The 17764-nt window shown below is 44.0% G+C and carries 20 protein-coding genes and 1 other annotated feature; of the genes, 3 read left to right on the top strand and 17 right to left on the bottom strand.

The features are described from left to right. Positions 1 to 5 precede the first annotated feature (5 nt). The 11 genes from hisC to hisJ form a co-directional block, all read right to left on the bottom strand. Positions 6 to 1085: a histidinol-phosphate transaminase gene (gene hisC / locus MOO44_RS01025; RefSeq protein ID WP_260115742.1), complete on the bottom strand. Its 1080-nt coding sequence runs from the start codon at positions 1083 to 1085 to the stop codon at positions 6 to 8. 10 nt (positions 1086 to 1095) lie between these two features. Beyond that, the gene (gene hisE / locus MOO44_RS01020) at positions 1096 to 1422 is read right to left on the bottom strand and encodes a phosphoribosyl-ATP diphosphatase (protein ID WP_260115741.1); all 327 of its coding nucleotides are present in this window, start codon (positions 1420 to 1422) and stop codon (positions 1096 to 1098) included. After that, a complete protein-coding gene (gene hisI, locus MOO44_RS01015) occupies positions 1422 to 1754 on the bottom strand; it encodes a phosphoribosyl-AMP cyclohydrolase (protein WP_260115740.1) in 333 nt (110 codons plus the stop codon). The genes hisE and hisI overlap by 1 nt, the downstream gene beginning before the upstream one ends. Further along, positions 1751 to 2512, bottom strand: a complete 762-nt coding sequence (hisF, locus tag MOO44_RS01010; protein WP_260115739.1) for an imidazole glycerol phosphate synthase subunit HisF — start codon at positions 2510 to 2512, stop codon at positions 1751 to 1753. Before hisF ends, hisI begins: the two co-directional genes overlap by 4 nt. After that, a complete protein-coding gene (locus MOO44_RS01005) occupies positions 2506 to 3225 on the bottom strand; it encodes a HisA/HisF-related TIM barrel protein (protein ID WP_260115738.1) in 720 nt (239 codons plus the stop codon). The genes hisF and MOO44_RS01005 overlap by 7 nt, the downstream gene beginning before the upstream one ends. Next, positions 3222 to 3836: an imidazole glycerol phosphate synthase subunit HisH gene (gene hisH, locus MOO44_RS01000; RefSeq protein ID WP_260115737.1), complete on the bottom strand. Its 615-nt coding sequence runs from the start codon at positions 3834 to 3836 to the stop codon at positions 3222 to 3224. The genes MOO44_RS01005 and hisH overlap by 4 nt, the downstream gene beginning before the upstream one ends. After that, entirely contained in the window at positions 3836 to 4420 is a 585-nt protein-coding gene (hisB, locus tag MOO44_RS00995; protein ID WP_260115736.1) for an imidazoleglycerol-phosphate dehydratase HisB, read from the bottom strand. The genes hisH and hisB overlap by 1 nt, the downstream gene beginning before the upstream one ends. 3 nt (positions 4421 to 4423) lie before the next feature. Continuing rightward, positions 4424 to 5710 carry a histidinol dehydrogenase gene (hisD, locus tag MOO44_RS00990; RefSeq protein ID WP_260115735.1) on the bottom strand — a complete coding sequence of 429 codons (1287 nt, stop codon included), beginning with the start codon at positions 5708 to 5710 and terminating at the stop codon, positions 4424 to 4426. Beyond that, positions 5697 to 6341, bottom strand: a complete 645-nt coding sequence (gene hisG / locus MOO44_RS00985; RefSeq protein WP_260115734.1) for an ATP phosphoribosyltransferase — start codon at positions 6339 to 6341, stop codon at positions 5697 to 5699. The genes hisD and hisG overlap by 14 nt, the downstream gene beginning before the upstream one ends. Then, positions 6335 to 7489, bottom strand: a complete 1155-nt coding sequence (locus MOO44_RS00980; RefSeq protein WP_260115733.1) for an ATP phosphoribosyltransferase regulatory subunit — start codon at positions 7487 to 7489, stop codon at positions 6335 to 6337. Before MOO44_RS00980 ends, hisG begins: the two co-directional genes overlap by 7 nt. 64 nt (positions 7490 to 7553) lie before the next feature. After that, positions 7554 to 7784, bottom strand: a binding site (T-box leader). Between the two features lie 39 nt (positions 7785 to 7823). After that, positions 7824 to 8681, bottom strand: a complete 858-nt coding sequence (hisJ, locus tag MOO44_RS00975) for a histidinol-phosphatase HisJ (protein ID WP_260115732.1) — start codon at positions 8679 to 8681, stop codon at positions 7824 to 7826. Between the two features lie 154 nt (positions 8682 to 8835). Here hisJ and MOO44_RS00970 point away from each other — a divergent pair, with 154 nt between their 5' ends. Continuing rightward, positions 8836 to 10194 carry a glutamate--cysteine ligase gene (locus MOO44_RS00970; protein WP_260115731.1) on the top strand — a complete coding sequence of 453 codons (1359 nt, stop codon included), beginning with the start codon at positions 8836 to 8838 and terminating at the stop codon, positions 10192 to 10194. Between the two features lie 82 nt (positions 10195 to 10276). Next, positions 10277 to 11227: an alpha/beta hydrolase gene (locus MOO44_RS00965; protein WP_260115730.1), complete on the top strand. Its 951-nt coding sequence runs from the start codon at positions 10277 to 10279 to the stop codon at positions 11225 to 11227. A 43-nt stretch (positions 11228 to 11270) separates the two neighbouring features. Here MOO44_RS00965 and MOO44_RS00960 read toward each other — a convergent pair whose 3' ends face one another. Beyond that, on the bottom strand, positions 11271 to 11846 hold the full coding sequence (locus MOO44_RS00960; protein ID WP_260115729.1) for a TetR/AcrR family transcriptional regulator: 576 nt from the start codon (positions 11844 to 11846) through the stop codon (positions 11271 to 11273). Between the two features lie 102 nt (positions 11847 to 11948). Between MOO44_RS00960 and budA the strand changes: the two genes are divergently transcribed. After that, the gene (gene budA / locus MOO44_RS00955) at positions 11949 to 12668 is read left to right on the top strand and encodes an acetolactate decarboxylase (protein WP_260115728.1); all 720 of its coding nucleotides are present in this window, start codon (positions 11949 to 11951) and stop codon (positions 12666 to 12668) included. A 73-nt stretch (positions 12669 to 12741) separates the two neighbouring features. Here the strand turns inward: budA and MOO44_RS00950 are convergent, their stop codons facing one another. The 5 genes from MOO44_RS00950 to MOO44_RS00930 all read right to left on the bottom strand — a co-directional run bounded on the left by MOO44_RS00950 (position 12742) and on the right by MOO44_RS00930 (position 17751). Next, positions 12742 to 14661, bottom strand: coding sequence for a copper-translocating P-type ATPase (locus MOO44_RS00950; protein WP_260115727.1), 1920 nt, complete (start codon positions 14659 to 14661; stop codon positions 12742 to 12744). Further along, on the bottom strand, positions 14661 to 14933 hold the full coding sequence (locus MOO44_RS00945) for a cupredoxin domain-containing protein (RefSeq protein ID WP_260115726.1): 273 nt from the start codon (positions 14931 to 14933) through the stop codon (positions 14661 to 14663). The genes MOO44_RS00950 and MOO44_RS00945 overlap by 1 nt, the downstream gene beginning before the upstream one ends. Positions 14934 to 14948: 15 nt before the next feature. Further along, positions 14949 to 15302, bottom strand: coding sequence for a cupredoxin domain-containing protein (locus MOO44_RS00940; RefSeq protein WP_260115725.1), 354 nt, complete (start codon positions 15300 to 15302; stop codon positions 14949 to 14951). A gap of 153 nt (positions 15303 to 15455) precedes the next feature. After that, positions 15456 to 16613 carry an aminotransferase class V-fold PLP-dependent enzyme gene (locus MOO44_RS00935; protein WP_260115724.1) on the bottom strand — a complete coding sequence of 386 codons (1158 nt, stop codon included), beginning with the start codon at positions 16611 to 16613 and terminating at the stop codon, positions 15456 to 15458. Continuing rightward, complete coding sequence (locus MOO44_RS00930) at positions 16603 to 17751, bottom strand: PLP-dependent transferase (RefSeq protein ID WP_260115723.1); 1149 nt, start codon at positions 17749 to 17751, stop codon at positions 16603 to 16605. Before MOO44_RS00930 ends, MOO44_RS00935 begins: the two co-directional genes overlap by 11 nt. Positions 17752 to 17764 lie beyond the last annotated feature (13 nt).

Raw genomic sequence — 17764 nt, 5'->3', positions numbered from 1 at the left:
CATTTTTAATTATCATTTAAGCATCGTTCGATAATGGTTTGAATTGCTTGATTATCCTTCGGGGTCCCAATTGTGACCCGCAACCAATTGGGTTCTTGGTGCAAACGGACCTGATAGCCACTTTGAATTAGTTGATCAGTAATTAATTCAGCGTTAGGAACTTGAAAGTAAATAAAATTAGCTGCCGATGGATAATATTTCAAATCGTGTTGATCAAGAAATTGCGCCCAGCGATTCCGCTCGGTGGCATTTTTGGCAACCACATCATTAATAAACGCTTGATCTTGAATTGCAGCCACTGCTGCCACTTGGGACAGCTGGTTTAAATTGTACGGCAGGCGTACCGCTTGCATGTATTTAGCACGGACTGTATCCATTATGATATAGCCAACCCGAAAACTAGCTAGTCCATACGCCTTAGAAAGGGTCCGCATCAACGCTAGGTTATCAAATTGCTTCAATAGTCCTACCGCAGAGGCAGGCCGCTGGTCAGTAACGTAGTCGATATAAGCTTCATCTACGACCACTAACACGTCATTTGGGACTTGCTTCATAAATTGGCTAATCGCATCCACTTCGTTATACCCACCAGTCGGGTTATTCGGATTACAAATCCAGATTAACTTGGTCCGGGACGTTAGCTGCTTTAAAAAGCCATTTAAATCATTTTGCCCCGTTTTGCCATCCACCGGCACCGTCTTTACAACGGCACCTTCAATTTCAGCATTTAACTGGTATTCTGAAAACGTTGGTCCAGCGACTAGCACCTCATCTCCCGGAGTTAGAAAAATCCTTGAAACCATCGTAATGATTTCATCCAATCCACAACCAAAGATGATATTCTGCCCATTTACAGCAAGCTGCTTTACAACCGCCGCCCTTAGTTCAGTTGCGTTCGCATCCGGATAAAAGTTTTCCGCAAGCGGCACCGCCTTACTGACTGCAGTGGCCACTTTTTTAGATGTGCCATACGGATTTTCGTTTGCGGATAATCGAACGATTCGACTTAATCCGTACTTTTGTTTTAGCTGGTCCTCAGGAGTGGGTGGGACATAGCTTGCTAAGTTTTTAACTGAATCCTTCATAGGCATCCCCCTATCGTTTTGTAATCGGTGCACGGTCTTTAAATTGACTCATTTGGCCAACCCGTGAGCCTAATTCAACTTTGATCTGTTCAAATGAGACCCCACTTTCCACTAATAAGACCATTAAGTGGTATAACATATCAGCAGTTTCATACTGCAGTTCCTTTGGATCATTGTTCTTAGCTGCCACAATTACCTCGGTGGTTTCTTCGCCCACTTTCTTTAAAATTTTATCCAACCCCTTAGTGAACAGGTAGTCAGTATACGACCCCTTGACCGGTTCTTGTTTGCGTTGTTTGACCATTTCGTATAGTTGTTCTAAATTTTGTTCTTCCATTATAATTCCCCCGTTTTCTTCATTGGTACTGGATTAAAAAAGCAGCTCCGTGCTCCGGTATGACACGCCGGTCCGTTTGGAATTACGGAGACCAACAGCGTATCACCATCACAATCTAACGTCATTTGCACTACTTGTTGGGTATTTCCACTGGTAGCGCCCTTGTGCCATAATTCCCGTCGTGAACGGGACCAAAACCACGTTTGTCCACTGCTTAACGTTTTTTGATAACTTTGCTCATTCATCCAAGCGACCATTAAGACCTGCTTAGTGTTAGCATCCACGACCACCGTGGTTAGTAGTCCAGCTAATTTCTTAAAATCTGGTTTCATATTCTCACGCTCACTCCTTGCTTTTGCAGTGCTCGTTTTACCTCTGGGATTAATAATTCCCGATAGTGAAACACGGACGCTGCTAAGGCCCCGGTTACCGGGGTGCTTTGAAATAGTTGACTAAAGTCGTCAATGCTGCCAGCCCCACCCGAGGCAATCAACGGCACCGAAACCAGCTGAGCAATTTGATTATATAAGCGAATGTCAAAGCCGTTTTTGGTGCCATCTTGATCCATACTGGTAATCAACAACTCACCAGCTCCCTTGGCAACGGCAGTTTGAGCCCATTGCAATGCTGAAAGACCGGTATTCTTAGTCCCCCCATGGGTATAGACTAAGTATGCATTTGCATCCGGGTGCCATTTGACATCGATTGCCACCACGATTGCCTGACTACCAAACCGTTTGGCCCCACTAGTGATTAAATTGGGATCAGCAATTGCGGCGGAGTTAATCGCAATTTTATCAGCGCCCGCATGTAATAGCGTTTCCATATCAGCTATCGATTGAATACCGCCCCCCACCGTCAGGGGCATAAAGACCTGTTGGGAGACATCTTCGACCACCGTGGCCATTGTTTTACGGTGTTCATTGGTCGCGGTAATGTCCAAAAAAACCAGTTCGTCGGCTCCTTGTTGCTCATAAGCAGCGGCAATCGTAACCGGATCGCCAACGTCCTTTAAGTTTAAAAAATTAACGCCCTTTTTGACCCGCCCATTGGCAATGTCTAGGCATGGAATAATTCGTTTTGCTAACATTGATTCACCTCCGCAATCTCTTGTAATGTCACATTTCCAACAGCTAACGCCTTGCCAACGATGACATCCAATAGCCCCGCTTGCTGCAAGGCCGTGATGTCTGTGGCGTTACTAATCCCACCGGATGCAACGAACGTTAAGGCTGGAAACCGGCTTTGTAAAGCGCTTAGCAGGGGAATGTTGGGCCCCGCTAAGGTGCCATCAGTGGCTGTATCAGTAACGATAAACCGGGTAGCTCCCCCCTGAGCCATCGCATTAATTAACTTCACCATTGGGACTTTCGATTGATTTAACCACCCATCAGTAGCCACCATACCATCACGACCGTCAATGCCAATCGTAATGCGATCACTGCCATACTGATTAATCATCGCAACCGTTAATTCAGGATCATTTAATGCCACGGACCCTAAAATGACCCTAGTTAGGCCATTGCTTAAATATTGGTCAATGGTGGCTGCGTTCCGGATGCCCCCACCGACCTCAGTAACCCTATTAATTCGTTGTGCAATTTGAATCCCTAGTTGTTGATTAACTGGGCGCCCCGCCTTAGCACCATCTAGGTCGACTAAGTGGAGGTAATTAATGCCGGCAGCAGCAATTGCTCGCGCCTGTTCCAGTGGGTCCGCAGCCACCACAGTGGAACGCTTGAAATCACCCTGATACAAACGAACACTATTGCCTGCTTGTAAATCAATTGCTGGATAGATCATGCTCTCACCGCCCGTTCAAAAAATGTTTGTAATAGCTTTAAGCCCACCGGACCACTTTTTTCCGGATGGAATTGAAAACCGTAAATATTATCACGTTGTACAATTGCAGGAATCGAGACCCCGTAATCCACACTCGATACTACGTATTGAGGGTCGCATTGCGCATAATAGGAGTGGGTAAAGTAAGTGTATTGACCGTTAACCCCGTTAAAAATAGAATTTAGTTTAGCCACTTCATTTTGGTTCCACCCTGCTTCGGGGACGATGCGCTTGCCATCATCGTCCGGGATTTTAATGATTTCACCTGGAATCAAGCCTAATCCATTAGCGTTCCCAAATTCATTGGAAGAATCAAACAGTAATTGCATCCCCAAACAGATGCCTAAAAACGGGGTCCCGTTGTTGACCGTTTGTTTAATTACCTCCACTAAGCCCCGGTCCTGCAGTGTATCCATGGCATCCTTAAAGGCACCGACGCCTGGAAACAGGACTGCATCAGCGGTCTTAATTTCTGCTGGATCAGCAGTAAGTTTTGCATCCACTCCGATGCGTTGGCACGCCTTTAACACGTTGTAAACATTGCCAGCATTATAGTCGATGATTGCAATCATTAGATGACCCCCTTAGTTGAGTTAACGCCCTTAATTGCCGGGTTAATCGTTACCGCCTTGCGTAGTGCCCGGCCGGTCGCCTTGAACAGTGCTTCGATTTGGTGGTGCGTGTTTCTTCCATATAATACCCGGGCGTGCAGGTTCATGAAGCCGTTAAATGCAAACGCTTGGAAAAAGTCTTCGGTCACTTCCGTCTCAAAATTACCCAATCGGGGATTAGTTAAATCTGCATTAAAGACAAGGTATGAACGACCGCTTAAATCAATCACGACCTGCGCCAGGGTTTCATCCATCGGTACGAATGCATCCCCGTACCGTTCAATTTGTTTTTTATCGCCTAGCGCTTCACAAAGGGCCGCACCCAGCGCAATTCCCGCATCTTCAACCGAGTGGTGCGAATCGACTTCTAAGTCGCCATTGACCTGAACCACTAACCCGAACCGTCCGTGCTTAGCAAACAGGGTGAGCATGTGATCGATAAAGCCGACCCCCGTGTTGATTTCGATGCCCGTTTGTTCATCCAGGTTCAATTCCACCGTAATATCAGTTTCATTTGTTTTTCTAACAACCTTAGCGCTCCGCATTCTTTATTCCCCCTTTGAACTAAATCGTGCTTCAACCGCACGCGCATGTGCTTCTAATCCTTCAGTCCGTGCTAACTTCGTGATTGCTTTAACGTCGGCCTTTAAGCTAGGCTCGTCAAATTGAATGAACTGGGTCCGCTTCACAAAATCATAAACCCCAAGCGGTGATGCAAATCGAGCGGTCCCACCGGTTGGCAACACATGGTTTGGTCCAGCAACATAATCACCCAGTGGTTCACTGGCGTAACGGCCCAAAAAGACTGAACCAGCGTTTTTAATCATCCCCAGGTATTGAGTGGGATTCGCCAATTGCACCTCCAAGTGTTCCGGAGCAACCGTGTTCATTAGCTCAAACATATCGGCAACGTCATCCATCACGGCAATGAAGCCACGGTCTGAGACGGCCACTGATGCAATCTCCTTCCGGGGTAGTGTAGCTAATTGGCGATCGACCTCATTTGAGACGGCCGTTGCTAACGATTGGCTATCTGTGATCAACATTGGCCGGGCCCGCTTGTCGTGTTCAGCTTGTGACAACAAATCAGCAGCGACTTCGCGTGCATCAGCACTATCATCAGCTAAGATGCCAATTTCAGATGGTCCCGCTACCATATCGATGGCCACCTTCCCAAAGACCTGCTTCTTCGCAGTTGCGACAAAAATATTCCCGGGTCCCATAATCTTATCAACTGGTGCGATCGTTTCAGTCCCGTATGCTAAAGCTGCAATGGCCTGGGCCCCGCCAATTTGATAAACTTCGTCCACGCCCGCCAGCTTAGCAGCTGCTAACACCGCGGGATTCACCCCATCTGGTTGTGGTGGCGTTACCATTACTACCCGTTTGACTCCGGCTAACTTAGCGGGAATTCCACACATCATAATCGTCGATGGGTAAGCAGCGGTCCCACCGGGGACATAGAGGCCCACGCTTGCCATCGGGGTAATTTTTTCTCCCCGCATGATGCCGGGAGTGCTTACGTCAACGAAGCTATTTTCAATTTCTTGTTTGTGGAAACTAGTAATGTTGCGTTTGGCTAATTCGAGCGCCGCCCTTAAGTCAGCATCGATTTCATCCAATGCCTGTTCTAATTGGAACTCTGGAATTGAAAAATCGGCTAGATTAACGTTATCAAATTTGCGTTCATAGTCGCGTAACGCTTCATCACCATCTTTCGCAACGTTTTGAATGATCGTACTAACCGTTTTTTCAATTTCCAAATCAATCGTTTGGCTTGTGTAAGTATCAACAATTTGCTTCATTTTAGCTAAAGATTCATTATATATTTTCATATTCATTTTCCTCCACTACTTGGTTTAATTGATCAACTAATTGAAAAATCTCCCGCCGTTTTTGTTTTAACGCCACCGGGTTAGCGACTAAGCGGCTCGTAATGACATCTAACCAGTCATGAACCACCAGGTGATTGACCCGCAACGTTGTACCGGTCTCAGTCAAGTCCACGATGGCATCCGCTAATCCAGTCAACGGCGCCAATTCCACCGATCCTGAAATTTTAATAATTTCAACATCTTCCCCCAATTGGGTGAAGTAGCGACGTGCAACTTCCGGATACTTAGTCCCAATCACCTTGCGTTGTGGTTGGTTCCAGTCGAAGCCCTGTTTGGAAGCCACGATAAACTGGCAGCGGCCAGTGCCTAGGTCCAATAACTCATCGACTTGTTCTAGGGCATCTTGTTCAGCAAGAATGTCACTGCCCACGACCCCTAGATCAGCGGTCCCGGTTCTTAAATAGGTACAAACATCCTCACCCTTGACCAAGATAAATTGATATTGATCAGCCAGGGTGATAATCAATTTTCGTTTTTTATTGATTAAGGGGGTGCAATCAATCCCGCATTTTTCCAACAATGGGATCAATTTGTCTTCCACCCGGCCCTTAGTCAATGCAATTTTTAACATTCCACTAACCCCTTTCCTGCTTGCCAAACCATCAGCGTTGCGCCAGCAGCCTGTGCCTGTTGCTTAGCCTCCTGCAAACTATCCGCTAATGCTAATGAATAGTTCGAGCGTTGCTCAATTAAATGCGTCACTTGTTGCATTTTATCTAAATTTGCGTATACAAAAACCGGTCGCTGGTTCAGTAATTCTACATCTGCGATTGATACAAGTGCATCGACGTTAATTCCTAATCCAACGGCCGGTTCAGTCTTAGCTGTGAAGTTAGCCAGTAGGTCGTCATAGCGACCGCCGCTAATCACATAAGTACTTGAACGGGCTGTATAGCCCTTAAAAGTAATGCCAGTATAGTATTTTTGCGGAACCGCACTACTGAGATCAATGATGACCTGTTGGTCAGGTAAGCTACTGGCAAATTCTGCCAGGGTCACTAGTTGATCAATCATTGGGCGGGCCGCTTTGGGCACCTTGATTTCAAGAAGCATTTGTCTTAACTCATCAAGGGTTCCAAACATCCTGGGCCACTTTCGAAGGAACGGAAGTTCATCACATGCATCAATTTTACCTAGCAATGAATTGTATGCTGGAAAATTCTTATGGTACAATGCTTGGGCCATTTGCGTATGCAATTGATGGTCGATATCCAGTGAATCTAGTACTTGATCGACCAACTTAGCATGCCCTAATTCAATCGTTAATTGATGTTGATGTAAAAAATGCTGGTTCAATTGATGCATAATGATCACCTCCTCCATTTCTGCCTTTAATGTGTCATAGCCAATCAATTCCACTCCCAATTGAGTTTGTTGATTTTGGCCCCCGGATAACTCCGGTGAAATTTCAAATTTAGTGCCTAAGTAATATAGTCTGCGTGGCAATTCAATATTAGCATTCGATAAGAACCGTGCAACCGGCAGTGTTAAATCCGGTCTTAATACCAGATCATCACCAGCGGGATCAAATACCCGATACGGTGGGTTGGTACTGGTAAAATCATTAAATAGATTGCGTTGTTCGACAATCGGGGTATTGATTCTAGTATAACAACGGTCCCGAAAGTACTTTAACAACCAGTTACTAACGATGTCCTTACGCTCCGCTACAATGCCGACCTCATCTCTTAATCCCGTCGGTAATTTAATTTGGTCCATCTTGCTACCTCCCTTGAACACCATTAATTCTAAATAAAAAAGGCGCCCCCTCTGTCCATTGGACAAAGAGGACGCCTTAGCGTGGTTCCACCTCGATTTAAATTTCCCTCACGAGAAATTCCTCAAGTTGAAGTTTAACTTCAACCCTGGTAACGGGTGGTCCCGAAATCGCCTACTTAAGATTCAACAATTCTGTTCAACGGTGTGGTTCACTAGCAATTCTTTATCCCTTCACAACTTCAGCGGGACTCTCTCAAAAATCATTTCTAGCTACTCTCCGTTTCAAAACAATTAGATTTAGATTAGACTTAAATGATGTTGTCACAATAATATTCTAATTAATTTCATTTGTCAACACTTTTTGAAAAGAATTTAGCATGTGCCAGCCGTGACCGACCTCATCAATTGAATGCGCGTCAGAACCGAATTGAATTGGAATCTTGGCTGCTAATGCGCGTTTTAAGATTTGAACTCCGGGATAAAAATCATTGCCAAATTTTTTATATAGTCCGGCCGCATTGTAGTCTAAGCTTAAATCGTGTTTCTGCATTGCATTAATAATTTGATCAATCAAGTGTTGATTATGTTGATCAAATGCAGCTGGAAATTGAAAATAATCCTGAAATTTTTTAATTAAACTAATGTGGCCTAGTGCTAAGGGCTGTGAACGGTGCCAATCAATTTGGGCACTAGCTAATACTGCTTTTAAATAGCGTTCGTATAGTTGTTGAGGAGCCCGCATCTCCGTGGCAAAACCCGCAAGTAATTCGGCTGGATCATAGTCAATCCCAAAATACTTCCCATTAGCAGCCTTTAAATAGTGAACTGATAGGATGTTACTCTGGGTCTCTTGGCCGTACTGGTCAAAAAAGGCCTGGGTTTGATCGACAAAGTCAGCCAAAAATTCGATTTCAAACCCGACGCTAATTTTAATTTGACCACAATATTCACGTTGTAAGTCAGTGGCTAATTTTAGATACCGCTCTACATCAGCGGGGGCTAGTCCTTCCGACTCAATATCAGCTAATGGTCCCCCGAAGGCGCTCGCAAAGTTCGTCGGCATTGGCGCGTGTTCGGTAATATGATATTCAGAAAAGCCCAGTTGAATCGCACGTTCAACCATTTTTCGAGTGGATTCACCACTGCCATGTGGGCAGAGGTGCGTATGGGTATGGGCATCAATTTTAAGCATTCAAATTCCCCCTTTAAATTTGTAATTTCAGTTTTTAAAATAATAATTAAAGTAAATCATTATACCATCTTTACAAACTTGCTTAAAAATATTATAATAATTTAACCAGATTTTAATTATAACATTGTCTGCAATCTATCGAGGAGGAATGCTTATGTTTAGTAAAATTGGTAACCTCCTATTTGAAAAAGAAGCAGTCGCAAGAACTTCAGACTTTCGAATGGGATTAGAAATTGAAATGGACCGGGCTGATGAAACCGGTCACTTAAGTAAGGAACCATACCCGGACACCATTGGGGATGCCCATAGTAATCCATGGATTACCGAGGACTTTTTAATTGCAATGTCTGAAGTGGTCACACCACCAGCTGATAGCCCATTAGATGCAATGCATTATTTATATCGAATCAATAATGCGTTAAGAAATGCGTTAGCCCCTGGTGAAATCTTATGGCCATTATCAATGCCACCAATCATGCCCAAGAACAAAACTAACGATTTAATTACCGATGCAACCCCTGAAAAACGCGAGTTTTTAGTTAATTGGGTTAAGCTACACCATGGAATGGAAAAGGCCCTTCCGTGTGGCGCTCACATTAATTTAAGTATTCATAACCACGTTATCAAGTTGATTCAGTCTGAGATGAGTGATCAATTCAAGACTGAACAAGATGTAAAGGACTATCTTTACATGCGACTTGGACAAGGATTCGTAAGATATAGATGGATTATTACATACTTATTCGGTGCTAGTCCAATTGCCGAAGCAAACTATTATGACCATGATAAGGGCCCTGATCAACCAATTAGAAGTTTAAGACAGACCAATCGTTACGGATACGGCGCTAAGTTCTTAGTTGATTATACCAGTATCGATAAATACATCGCTTCTATTCACGACGCAGTTAAAAAGAAACTATTAGTTCGCGCTTCTGAGGGACAGGGCCCAATCCGGTTCCGGGGTGGGAAAGACCTTGACGACCTAAGAAACACTGGAATTCAATATCTTGAGTTACGGATGTTAGATCTTGATCCAACCAGTGAAATTGGAATCAAGACCAACACCATCCGCTTTATTCGGGTAATGGCCAGTTACTTTATCATGAACCCACCATTAAAGCAATCCACGGTCAATGAAGCATTAACCGAGGCCAATCGGGTAAATGATGAAGTCGCTAGTGAACATCCAAACCACTTTAACCATCAGGTCCAAGCCCGTTCGTTCCTAAGAAGACTCCAGTTATTTGTGGACCAAATTCAAGCTGGTCCCGAATACGATGAAGTCTTACAGGAAATGGAAATGCGGGTCGAACATCCTGAATTAACGCCTAGTGCCCAGCTAGTCAAACAAATTAAGAATGGTTCACTAGTTGATTATGCTGTCAAAACGGGAATGAAGTACCAACAAAGTGCATTAGTGGCCCTCCGGCCATTCGATGGTTTTGATACCACTAAGCAACCCACGAGTGAGGAATTAAAGAAGTACCTATTTAGAAATTCATTTAAGTCATAATTTAAAGCGAATGCCGAAAACGACATTCGCTTTTTTAATTTGTGTTAAAATAGACATTAAAAATAATGGAAAGTGATGCAAAATGTCTACTAAACGAAAAGTTACCATTGCGATTACCACCATCATCAGTATTATTGTGATCGTTCTTTGTGCGGCGAGTGCTTACCTGTACACCGTTATCTCAGTGCCCGCCAAAAAATCATTTTTATCAAATGCCACCATTTCAAGAAACAACCCGCTCTACCAAAACCAACAGTGGTTTTTACACACTAAAAAGGACCGCTGGTTCGAAACTGCTGCGGGCACGAATTTAAAACTAGATGCATACTACATTCCAGCCCAGACACGCACCAACAAAACCGCAATTATTGCCCATGGTTATATGGGGAATAAAGATACGATGGGCGTATATGCTAGTTTATTCCATCAGCTAGGGTATAACGTATTGATCCCTGATGATCGTGGACAGGGACAAAGTCAGGGTGATTACATCGGTTACGGTTGGCCAGACCGGCGTGACTATGTTAAGTGGATGCACCAGGTGGTCCGTCGTAACAGTAAGCAATCTAAAATTATTATGTTTGGGGTCAGCATGGGGGGCGCCACCACCATGATGACAAGTGGCGAATCAGACGTTCCTAAGCAGGTCAAGGCCTTTATCGAGGATTGCGGCTATGATAGTATTACAAACGAATTAAAGCATGAAGCCAAGCAACTCTACCACATGCCCACGATTCCATTTTATCCAATCGAACCAATGGTCAGCGTCATCAATAAGGTTAAGAACGGCTTCTTTTACGGGGATGGTAACTCAGTCAAACAGGTTGCTAAAAACCATCGGCCCATGCTATTCATCCACGGCAGTAATGATCATTTTGTCCCGACTAAGATGGTCTATCCAGTCTACCGTGCAAGCAAGGGGCCCAAGCAGTTATTAATTGTTAAGGGGGCTGGGCACGCATCATCCTACCAACATAATAAGCGCCTTTACGAAAAAACGGTTCAACAATTTTTAAATCGATATGTAAAATAACCAACAAAGCGGCTAGTGAGTTAATCACCAGCCGCTTGTTTGATTACAGTTTGTGAATTAAATTATCACGAATTAATTCATAACTAGCTTTTGCAATATCATCAGCTGTATAGTCTTTGGGATGAAAAAGGGACAGTTTTAGTAAATTTAGGACTGCACCGGTTAAAAAAGTTGCGATCATCATTTTCTGCTTTTTATTGATGGTGAAGTTTAACTTGCCAATCGTTTTATAATTCATCTGGGTAAAGAAAAATTCTAGCTTATTGTTAAAATTAATATCACCCTTGTCACTTAACAAAAGGGTAAGCACTTCCCGATGCATATCAAAAAGTTGCAAAATATAATTAATAAATGCACCTGAAATAATTTGCTTTCTAATTGCATGGATATTCATATTCATTAATCGGGATTGAAACTTATCAATATGATTTAAAATTTGATTTTCAACCGTCTCAATCACATCATTTTTATCATTAAAATAGCGATAAAAGGTGCCACGATTAATGCCCACTTCATTTACAATTTGACTAACGGTTACTCTGTTAAATCCATGGGTTTTAGATAAAGTGAGCGTGCCATTAACAATTCGCTTAATCGTTTCATTTCGTTTTGCATACATTTAAGCATCCCCTTAAAATTGAACAATTCTGCCATTTTGTTCATTTAATATTGGTAACTTTACCTTAATATTATCATTATTAACAAATTAGGAGGATTTTAAATGACAAGCAAAATAACTTTATTTCAACATGGCACCGGTGCAATGATCGTCCCGGGATTATTCGATGGGACCATCGACATTCAAGAATTATTAACGCATGGTGATACTGGGATTGGTAGTGGAGACGGCCTTGATGGTGAATCAATCATCAACAACGGAACCCCGCTTTTAATCCGGGGCGACGGTAGTGTTACAATTGCTGATGATCACTTCACAGTTCCGTTCGTTAACGCTCACTTCGCAGCCTATTCAACTATTAATAATATACAAATTAACGATTTCCAATCACTAGGGAATTATATTTTCAAGCACCACCAATACCAAAACATCTTATTTTCTGTCAAACTGCATGGTCAATTCGAATGGGTTAAAACCAGATCCGTATTTAAACAAAGCAAGCCTTATCCATCATTAGTCGCAACTGCTAAATCAGAGAAACGATTTGAAAGTCAGCATCTTTCTGGGACCGTTATTGCATACTATTATCCAGATGCATTCAGTAAGTTTGCAGTCGGTGGCTTTCACGCTCACTTTATCTCAGATGATCAAAGCATTGGTGGACACTTGATGAACTTTTCAGGGTTCAATGGTGATTTAGGGATTCAAAAGTTTAAAAAGCTTGATTTGGAACTGCCGATTGATAATGCAGACTATCTAAACCATGACTTTAAAAATGATGATATTGAAGCTGCAATCAATCAAGCTGAACGAGAATCATAAAATCATTACTAATAAATAAAAATAAATAAAAACACGCACCCGATTGGACAATTGCCAACCGGGTGCGTATTTTTTATGATTTAAGGTGATGCGGCGTGACGTTCACGTAGTTCAGCATTAATGAACTCGCTACCACTGAGACCGAGCTCAACGCCATTGCTAGCCCAGCCAGTTCAGGACTTAACATTAATCCCACTCCGGAAAATAAACCCGCGGCAATTGGAATGCCAATCAAGTTATAAATAAATGCCCAAAATAGGTTTAATTTAATTCGATTAAACGTTTTACCACTTAGTAATAACGCCCGATTCACATCTTGAAGATCATTACGCATTAGCACAATTCCACCAGCTTCAATTGCAACGTCGGTTCCAGAACCCATTGCAATGCCCACATCAGCAGTGGATAGCGCCGGTGCATCATTAATTCCGTCGCCCACAAATGCAACTTGATTGGTTTGCTTAATCTGCTGAACGTAATCCGCCTTTTGCTCTGGCAACACATTGGCAATGACCGCATCGATTCCCACTTGGTTTCCGATGGCATTAGCAACCTGTTGATTATCACCAGTCAGCATTACCGTTGTTAACCCCCGCTTCCTTAATTCAGTAATTGCAGCTCGCGAGGTCGGCTTAGGGCCATCCTGAATGCCAATTAAACCAAACACATTGTGAGCATCCCCCACGTAAACGACCGTTTGGGCAGCTTGTTGCATCGCATTTGCTTGTTGCTGTAAATCCGGACTGATGCTGCGTGAGCCCAACTTACCAACCACAAACTGTTGGGCATTGAGTTGAGCAGTCACCCCATAACCATCCAGTGATTTAAATTGACTTACCGGCAATGGTTCAATCCCCCGTTGATTGCCGAATTGGACAATTGCACTTGCCAACGGATGTTGTGAGTCGGCTTCTAAACTAGCGGCGATTCTCACCACCCGGTGTAAATCACCCCGAACGCTAGTCACTTGTGGCTTTCCTACGGTAATCGTTCCGGTCTTATCAAACACAACGGTTTGGACGCCATTGACGGCTTCAAGAACCTCACCATTCTTAATTAAAATCCCTAACTTAGCACCACGACCAATTCCAACCATTAGTGCAGTGGGGGTTGCTAACCCCAGTGCACACGGGCATGCAATCACGACTACCGACACTGCAAAGATTAACGCTTGGGCCACGGTGGCATTTAATCCCACGTACCAGATCAAAAACGTAATGATTGCAATTATCAAAACCACCGGTACGAACAGATTAGAGACCTGATCCGTTAGACTTTGAATCGGGGCATGGCTATTTTGCGCTCGCTTGACCATTGCCACAATTTGGGAGAGCATGGTATCATTGCCGACCTTTTGAGCCCGGTATTCCATGGTCCCGTCAACGTTAATGGTCGCACCGATCACTGAATCACCAGCTCCCTTTTCAACCGGGATGCTTTCACCAGTTACCATCGACTCATCAACTGTGGATTGACCCTTTACAATCACGCCATCCACCGCAATTTTTGCACCCGGTTTAACCTTAATGATGTCGCCCGTGACCACTTCATCAATTGCTAATTTTTGAAAGTGGCCATTTCTGAACACGATTGCATCCTTAGCCTGTAAATTAAGTAACTTTTCAATTGCATTTGATGCCTGCTTACGCATTTTGACTTCCAACACCTGACCCAACAGGATGAACGTCGTTACGAACGCTGCGGTTTCAAAGAACACTGGTTGGTGGTTAAACATCGCATATAGACTAAATCCATACGCAGTCATGGTCCCAATCGCAACGAGCGTATCCATGTTGGAATGGTGCTTTTTAAATGATGCCCACGCACTTTGTAAAAACGGCCGTGCTGAAACGATCATTATTAGGGTTGCTAAAACTAACGATGTCAAATCACCACCGGGTAACATCCACCCGGTCATTGGCATTAAAATCATTTGAACTAACATTGGTACTGATAGCACCAGTGAAATCCAAAAGCGCTGGGACGTGGTCATTATTTAACGACGACCTTTCCGCTCACCATGTTCATCCCACAACTAAACGTAAATTCACCAGCTTGGGCAGTATCCACACTAACCGTCTTCGTTTGATTTAGTGGCAATTCAGTATTAAATCCTAAATCCGTAGACTGAACGGTATCTAGGCATCCCTGCTCACTCTTTCGTACGAACGCTAATTTAGCTGGTACCCCCTGCTTTAAATTTACAACGGCTGGTTGATAGCCACCATCAACAGTTACAGTTACCACTTGTTCTTTTTCACTCATTTTTAATGCCCCCAATTATGCTTTAATAATGACCTTTCCGTGAAACATATCCATTCCACAAGCCCACTGATAAACCCCCGGCTTGCTAGTATCAATATCAATTGACTCGGTTTTGCCCTTCGGTAACTCCTGATTAATCCCAAAATCATTGAACACTACGTGGTCTAAACACCCCGATGGATCCCGTCTGGTAAAATTCAGGGTTGCTGGCACTCCCGCCTGCAATTCTACGGTTTCCGGAGCATAACCACCGTTAACATCAATTGCTACCGTTTGATGGTTTGCGACCACTGCCGATTGCTTGCGATCTTCAGGGCGCGGTGCAAAAAACCACCACCCAATGAATGCAATCAAGCCAATTCCAATCATTAATCCGATTATTCTAATCAGCGTTCTCAGCTCCCTTCATGGCTGTGTTTACATATGTAAACTTTACAACTAACATCCTAAACCGTCTGTTTACGTTTGTCAACACAAAGCATAAAAAAAGAGTGAATTCTAAAAATTCACCCGATTGATGGATTATTTAATTTGCTCAAAGGCTTGCTTTAAATCCGCTTTTAAATCTTCAACATCCTCAAGCCCAACGGAATAGCGGAGTAATCCGTCGGTAATGCCACGAGCATGCCGTTCTGCCGGATTCATTTCAGCATGTGACATTTTAGGTGGGTAGGAGAGGATCGATTCGACCGCCCCTAGTGAAACGGAAAAGACGGGAATTTTGACTAATTCGACCAGCTTTCTGACGTTATCCTCACTGCCAATGTCAAAAGACAGAACTGCACCACCGGAAGCTGCCTGCTTCGATTGAACTGGGTAGTCCGGTGAATCTGATAGCCCCGGATAGTTCACCTTGGTCACCAGTGGTTGTTGCTCTAGCCAGGTCGCTAATGCTAATGCATTCGCTGATTCCTTTTCCATGCGAACGGCTAGCGTCTTGATGCCCCGTAGTAATAACCAGCAATCAGAAACCCCTAACGTTGCCCCCATTGCATTTTGCAAGAAGTACACCTGATCACCTAAGTCCTGGTCCTTAGTGACAATTAACCCGGCTAAGATATCACTGTGCCCGGCCAAAAACTTGGTCCCACTATGCAGCACTAAATCAGCGCCTAAATCGAGTGGTTTTTGAAGGATTGGGGTCATGAACGTATTATCAACGAAGGCTAACGCCCCATGGGCATGCGCAATTTGGGCAACGTCTGCAATGTTGGTTACTTGGAGGGTGGGGTTGGAAGGCGTTTCGATGTAGACGACCTTTGTATTTGACTGAAAGGCCTGCTTTAAAGCCGCTTCATCGCCCAGGTCAACGAAGGTGTATTCAATCCCGTATTTAACCAACACCTGAGTCACTAGGCGAAACGTGCCGCCGTAGACATTTTTAGTTAAAATCACGTGATCGCCTTGGTTTAAAGTCAACAGGGCCGTGGAAATCGCCGCCATCCCAGTGGCGAATGCAAATCCGCGGGTCCCGTGCTCAAGGGTGGCGATGCTGGCTTCTAAAACGTCCCGGGTTGGATTACCACTCCGCGAGTAGTCCCACTTACCAAAGTGATCAAAATCACGTTGTTCAAACGTTGACGATAATTGAATTGGTGGGTTAATCGCGCCAGTGGCTGGGTCCGGTTTAGTGGTACTTTTAATGACCTTTGTCCAATCTGAAAACTGATTATTTGCCATCGTGATCCACCCCCACTTTATCACTAGCAGCCAGTAGTGACTGTTTTAAATCCCTTAATAAATCGTCAGAATCCTCAATTCCGCATGAAATTCGGAGGAGATTATTAGTAATGCCTGCCCGTTGCCGTTCCGCTTCACTAAGGTTGGCATGGGTCTGAATAGCAGGGACGGTGACTAAACTTTCGGTCCCCCCAAGGCTTTCAGCGAAGGAAATGACCTGCAGGTGCTGAAGGAATTGATCCACATTGACCGCGTCCTTAACGTAGACGCTGACCATCCCACCGCGACCGGGATACCGGACGGAATCCACCAGGTCGGATTTTTGCAATGCAGCTACAATCGCTTGCGCATTGGCTTCTTGTTTGCGTAACCGTAGTGGTAACGTCTTCAAGCTGCGGATTAATAACCATGAATCAAATGGTGCCAAATTCGACCCGATCGTAATTAGGTTGTTCCCAATTTCAGTTGCGGTGGCTTCGTCCTTACAAATTACGACGCCCGCTAATAAATCATTATGCCCGGATAGGTACTTAGTAGCACTGTGAACGACAATGTCGGCACCGTGGTTCAACGGTTGTTGAATTAACGGCGTGAAAAAGGTATTATCAACGATTAATTGGGCATCCACTTGGTGGGCATGCTTAGCAGTGGCATCGATATCGATCACCTTCATGGTTGGATTCGATGGGGTTTCAATCCACACCGCCTTTGCATCATCTGCTAATAGGCGGTCCAATTCAGCGTAATCCTTGCCATCCCACTTACTAAATCTAAGGTGGTAATGTTGTTCTAATAAATCAAAGAAGCGAAACGAACCGCCATATAAATCATCTGAAACCACAATGTGATCATTAGTGTTGAACTGGGTAAAGACTAGTTGAATCGCAGCCATCCCCGATGAGACAGCAAATGCTTTACAGCCATTTTCCAATTGTGCTAAGACATCTTCTAAAACGTCCCGCGTCGGTTCGGTCATCCGTGAATAATCATACCCCGTCGACTTGCCCAACCCTTCGTGTCGATAAGCCGTTGAAAAGTAAAGCGGCATTGAAATTGCACCCGTTACATTATCAACGCGGTTCCCCGCTTGTGCTAAAATCGTATCAATCTTTTTTTGCCATTTACAATCACTACTCATACCTATCACTCCA

The sequence above is a fragment of the Nicoliella spurrieriana genome, assembly GCF_023380205.1.
GTDB classification, from domain to species: domain Bacteria; phylum Bacillota; class Bacilli; order Lactobacillales; family Lactobacillaceae; genus Nicoliella; species Nicoliella spurrieriana.
The sequence above is the reverse complement of the archived record's forward strand: the minus strand, read 5'-3'. Positions and strand labels throughout refer to the sequence as shown.